3 protein-coding genes and 1 pseudogene are annotated in these 4,977 nt (G+C 59.7%); 2 read left to right on the plus strand and 2 right to left on the minus strand.

What is annotated here, in order from left to right; all coding sequences use genetic code 11:
• Nucleotides 1–39: 39 nt before the first annotated feature.
• On the minus strand, nucleotides 40–1,161 hold the full coding sequence (locus tag K5E40_RS26330) for a family 2 encapsulin nanocompartment cargo protein terpene cyclase (RefSeq protein WP_311775984.1): 1,122 nt from the start codon (nucleotides 1,159–1,161) through the stop codon (nucleotides 40–42).
• A gap of 305 nt (nucleotides 1,162–1,466) precedes the next feature.
• Between K5E40_RS26330 and K5E40_RS26335 the strand changes: the two genes are divergently transcribed.
• The gene (locus tag K5E40_RS26335) at nucleotides 1,467–2,639 is read left to right on the plus strand and encodes an MFS transporter (RefSeq protein ID WP_221733305.1); all 1,173 of its coding nucleotides are present in this window, start codon (nucleotides 1,467–1,469) and stop codon (nucleotides 2,637–2,639) included.
• 110 nt (nucleotides 2,640–2,749) lie between these two features.
• Here the strand turns inward: K5E40_RS26335 and K5E40_RS26340 are convergent.
• Nucleotides 2,750–3,882, minus strand: a pseudogene (locus K5E40_RS26340) (cupin-like domain-containing protein).
• Between the two features lie 129 nt (nucleotides 3,883–4,011).
• Between K5E40_RS26340 and K5E40_RS26345 the strand changes: the two are divergent.
• On the plus strand, nucleotides 4,012–4,749 hold the full coding sequence (locus K5E40_RS26345; RefSeq protein WP_221733306.1) for a thioesterase II family protein: 738 nt from the start codon (nucleotides 4,012–4,014) through the stop codon (nucleotides 4,747–4,749).
• Nucleotides 4,750–4,977 lie beyond the last annotated feature (228 nt).

Below are 4,977 nucleotides of genomic sequence, written 5' to 3' on the forward strand. Positions count from 1 at the left end.
CTTGCGCAGAGAGAGTTCATTCCGTTGTCCGATGGTCAGTCAGACTTGATAACGACCGCTATGCTTGTGCCATTCGAGATTGCCCGCCAGCCAGGTTTGCACCCCGTTCAGATAGCGTAGTAGCAGTGATGACGAACCGGCTCTCAGCGCCTGATCTGCTTCTTCATACAGGCGAACGACTTCATCGTGAATGTCGGCGCTGCGGCTCATGGCGTCGCTCAATGAACCCCCCTGTTCGCGGGCCAGCAATGAGGGCAAATTGAAATCGCCGATTTGCGCCATGCTTTCCTTGCGGGCCGAGTACAGATCATTGGCAATCATCGTGGCGCTGGCTGCCAGTACGGTTACTCGTCTTACCGCTGGGCTGCTGTAGATATTCGCAGGCAGCTCATAGCCGCCGATCACATCGATCAATGACATGCATGGCAGGAAACTGTTGATCTGCCGTTGTGCGAGGTATTCCCATATCGCTGGCACCATTCCTTCGATACGCCAGGTGGCTTCGGCAGTCATTGTGACGAACATGGCGATTGTTTCGTGACGTACGCGGGCCAATTGGGAGGGCGTCGAGAACTGTGCGACCCGGTGCATATAGGCGCGAAGTGCAACCAGTACGGGGTCGCGAAGCAGCGCTAGATCCAGCTCGACTGAAAAGGGGACAGGCAGGTAGGCGGGTTCCATTGCCGCCAGCGCTAAAGACAACCGTGGGCCGACCAGCTGCGGAACGGAACCGGTTCTTTCATCGTCGCAGTAATAGTCGTCGACCGCGAACAGAGCAGCGAAACATTGCGCCGAAAGCAGCAGACGGTCGGGATCGTCGGTATCTCTGTGGCAGAGCATGGCGAAGCGGCCGAAATTCGAGTCACGGACAGCTGTCTGTTTGCCAGGAAAAATACCGACCTGTTCGATCCAGCTCATCAAGCGCCGATTGACCTCTGCGCCAAGGTTCTCATCGATATCCTGCGCTTCCGGGCAGCGAAGAGGGCGCACAGCGTAGGCATCCTTCGCAGGCATTTCGGTTTGTGCGGTGGACTTTGACGGGGTCATGGGTGCTCCCCCGGCTTCAGCACATCGTGATTCGATGCCAGCGGCTTGATCAGTCCAGTATCCAGCGCCTTTTCCAGCGCAGACCGGATGTGAGGCATTTTCGTCTGGCGCCAGTTCTCAAATGATCTGGCGCGGCGAGCGGGCGCTGTAGGGGTGAAGTTGATGTACCTGAACATCGCAGTGGTTCCTGCTTGAGGGGCAGGATGAATGAGAGCGTGTCTGACGGAAAAATACACCTGTCAGACCTGACAGGTTCGCTTGGTTTTTCGACAGGCGGTCGGTGCCATTTCGCGCCAGTGGCTGATCCGGCCATGAACACCATCCAAAGCAAAAGGCCTTCACACTCCACCAACAATTCCCCGCTTCCACGCACATCAGCCTTTATGGCAACTTGGCCGCCCTTGATGAGGCAGCAACCGATGGCAAACCCTTACCGCGAATTGTTCAACGCCCCCGGCACCCGGAATTTTGTGCTGGCGGGGATGATTGCGCGTATGCCGATTTCGATGACGGGCATCGGCGTGATCACCATGCTGTCGCAGTTGAAGGGCGGGTATGCGCTGGCGGGTGCGGTGGCGGCGACGTTTGCCTTGGCCACCGCGTTTTGTGCGCCGCAGGTGTCGCGGCTGGTCGATCGGTTTGGTCAGGGGCGCGTTTTGCCACTGTCGGCATTGATCGGTGGCGGGGCGTTGTTGATGTTGTTGCTGTGTACGCGGTTGCAGGCGCCGACCTGGACGCTCTTCATCTTCGCCGCGTTAGCCGGTTGCATGCCCAGCATGTCGGCAATGGTGCGGGCCCGCTGGACGGAAATCTATCGCGGCCAGCCACAACTGCAGACCGCGTATGCGCTGGAGTCCGTGCTCGATGAAGTCTGCTTTATCGTCGGCCCGCCGCTGTCGGTGGGGTTTTGCGTGGCGGTGTTTCCCGAAGCCGGGCCGCTGGCGGCGTTGTTGATGTTGGCGATCGGCGTAACGGCGTTCGTGGCCCAGCGCAGCACCGAGCCTGCGGTGCATCCCCACGCATCCCATCACCAAAGCTCGATCATTCGCTCGACGGACGTTCAATGGTTGCTGCTGTTGATGATCGCCATGGGCATCATCGTCGGTGTGATCGATGTGGTTAGCGTGGCGTTCGCCCAGCAACAAGGCCAGCCTGCCGCTGCGAGCATTGTGCTGTCGGTGTACGCCATCGGCTCGTGCCTGGCCGGTATCGCGTTCGGTGCGATGCGCTCCAAACTGCCGCTGCCGCGATTGTTTCTGTATGGCGGTGTCGCGACGGCGGTGACGACCTTACCCCTGTTGCTGGCGAACAATATTTTCGGGCTGTCGGTGGCGGTGTTTATCGCCGGGTTGTTCTTCTCGCCGACGCTGATCGTGGCGATGGCGTTGATTGAGCGCATTGTGCCGCCGGCCAAACTCACCGAAGGGCTGACCTGGTTGGTGACTGGTCTGAGCATCGGCGTCGCTGTCGGTGCCGCCGGGTCCGGGGCGCTGGTGGATGCCTTTGGCGCGCGTAGCGGTTTCTGGCTGTCGATTGCGGCCGGTGCGGTGGTGCTGGTTTCGGCGGTGCAGAGCTTCCGGCATTTGAAATGAATTTCGCCTGTGGGAGCGAGCCTGCTCGCGAATGCGGTCGTCCATTGAACATTGACGTCGACTGATCTGGCGCTTTCGCGAGCGGGCTCGCTCCCACAGGGTTTGCGCCGTTACCAGCCCCGCCCCGAGTTGACCCAGAAGTTCACCGACAGCGACGTCGACACCGACGCCACTTGATGGAACCAGCCCTCCGGCAAGAACAGCAGATCCCCGGCCTCCAGCGTCACCCGCAGGAATGTCACATCCGTGCCGCCGGGAAGCGCTCGTAGTCCGGCGCATCCGGGTTGAAATCACAGCCATCCAGGCCGCCCTTGGGCGCCGTCGACCAGGTGCCCAGCGCTTCACGGTGATGAGGCGCGGCGAGGGTGAAGGTCTTCTGCCCCCAGACCTGAGCAAACAGATTGTCGGTGTCGTCGCGATGCAACGGCGTCAGCGTGCCTTTGGGGCCGATCCAGATTCGTGGCGGGATGAACAGCGTGGCATCGAAGTAGGGCGGGTACTGGATCTGCTGCATCAATTGCGTCGGCAGAATGTTGTTGCCCATGTACGCCGGCGGTTCACCGTCTGCACTTTTGGCCGCTGGCGTGTCCAGCGAGGCGATGAAGTCGGCCATCGATGTTGAACGGAAATTACGTTCGGTAGAGAAGGTTTTCTTCACGTAATCGCCATGGCGGGTGATGCCTTGCAGTTCGGCGAAATGCACCAGTGATTCTTCGCGGCTGAGTTTGAACAACGGCCAGTCGTGCAGCGCGTGACTGATCACCACGGGAATACCGTTGGGCAAGTACTTGCTTTTGAATTCGCTGACCGACAACTCGTTGTGCGCGCGCCGTTCGATGCTGATCTGTCTCGGCAGGCTGGCGGTGAGTTTTTCACTGAAGCGCGGCGGTGTCGGATAGCGCTTGTTCATGTCGACCTTCTCCGTCACGGCGCCACCGTGCATCGCATGCTCGATGATCTGCGGCAGTAGCGTCGCCAGGCCCATATTGCCGCCGATCTTCAGACGACCGCTGGCGAACAGTTCTTCGACGTTGGCCATGCCGCCCATGATCCCGAGAAAGTCGCGCTCGGCGACTTCGATGGTCACATCGGGGCTGGCATGTCGGCCAGGCACAGTGCGGCTGCTGGCCTTGACCTCGGACCAGTAGGCCTGCTGCGGGCCAAACACGAATTGGAAAACGCCTACGATGCCGACGGCACCGGCATTGGCGAACAACTTGCCCAGAATGCGCTGCAGGTCCACGGTGAATCCTCATTATTGGTTTTGGTCTGAACAGTTAACGAGCGCCTGTATGCGGGATTTACTGGCTGGCGACTAATTTGTTCGGGGCGCAATCCGTTTCTCACTACAGACAGTTTTTTTGAGGAGCGCATGGTGACCAAGCTGATCCTGCTGTGCCTGCCGTACTCCGGCGCCAGTGCCATGGTCTACAGCCGCTGGCGGCCGAAGATGCCGCAATGGCTGCACTTGCAACCGGTAGAGCTTCCGGGACGCGGCGCACGTTTCGGTGAGCCATTGCACACCGACATGCGTGCATTGGCGAGGCAACTGGCTAAAGAGTTGTGCCCGACACTCAAGACGCCTTACGCGCTGTTTGGCCATAGCCTCGGTGCGTTGCTGGCCTGCGAAATGGCGCACGCCTTGCGTGCCCTCGGTTGCCCGGAACCGGTTGCACTGTTCGCCTCGGGCACGGCGGCGCCGACGATGCGCGCCGATTACGATCGCGGGTTTGCCGAGCCGAAAACCGACGCCGAGCTGATCGACCAATTGCGCACGCTCAATGGCACCAGCGAAGAAGTGTTGGCCAACGCGGAATTGATGAGCCTGACGCTGCCGATCCTGCGCGCGGACTTCCAGCTCTGCGGCAGATTCGAGCCGTTACGGCGACCACTGCTCAACTGTCCGGTGCATGTGCTCGGCGGCAAGGCGGATCGTGCCACCACCGAGCAGTTGATCGGCTGGAGCAAGGAAACCCGTGGCAGCTTCTCGGTGGATATGCTCGCCGGTGGGCACTTTTTCATTCATGAACATGAGGCCAAGGTGCTGAAGGTGATCAAGGATCAGCTCGATGTGCATCACCGCCGGCACAACCTGATGGCCGTCGTGTAGTCCAATTCCCGTAACTTACCCAATACCCCGTGGGAGCGAGCCTGCTCGCGATAGCTATTGATCAGTCACTACAACGATGACTGACAGGTCGCCATCGCGAGCAGGCTCGCTCCCACAATTTTTGTCTGCCTGACAGTTGTTCTCATTCGCTAATTTTTCCGGTCTGCATTCGTTTTATAGGGACGACGTGCCTTTGTGCTGCCTGCCTACTGATCCGGATGCTGAGAA

Origin of the sequence: Pseudomonas baetica (genome assembly GCF_019733355.1) — a bacterium.
Lineage (GTDB): Bacteria > Pseudomonadota > Gammaproteobacteria > Pseudomonadales > Pseudomonadaceae > Aquipseudomonas > Aquipseudomonas baetica_A.

Coding starts and splice junctions, on each gene's coding strand:
- K5E40_RS26345 (WP_221733306.1), top strand. CDS start 4,012: ATGGTGACCAAGCTGATCCTGCTGTGCCTGCCGTACTCCGGCGCCAGT.
- K5E40_RS26335 (WP_221733305.1), top strand. CDS start 1,467: ATGGCAAACCCTTACCGCGAATTGTTCAACGCCCCCGGCACCCGGAAT.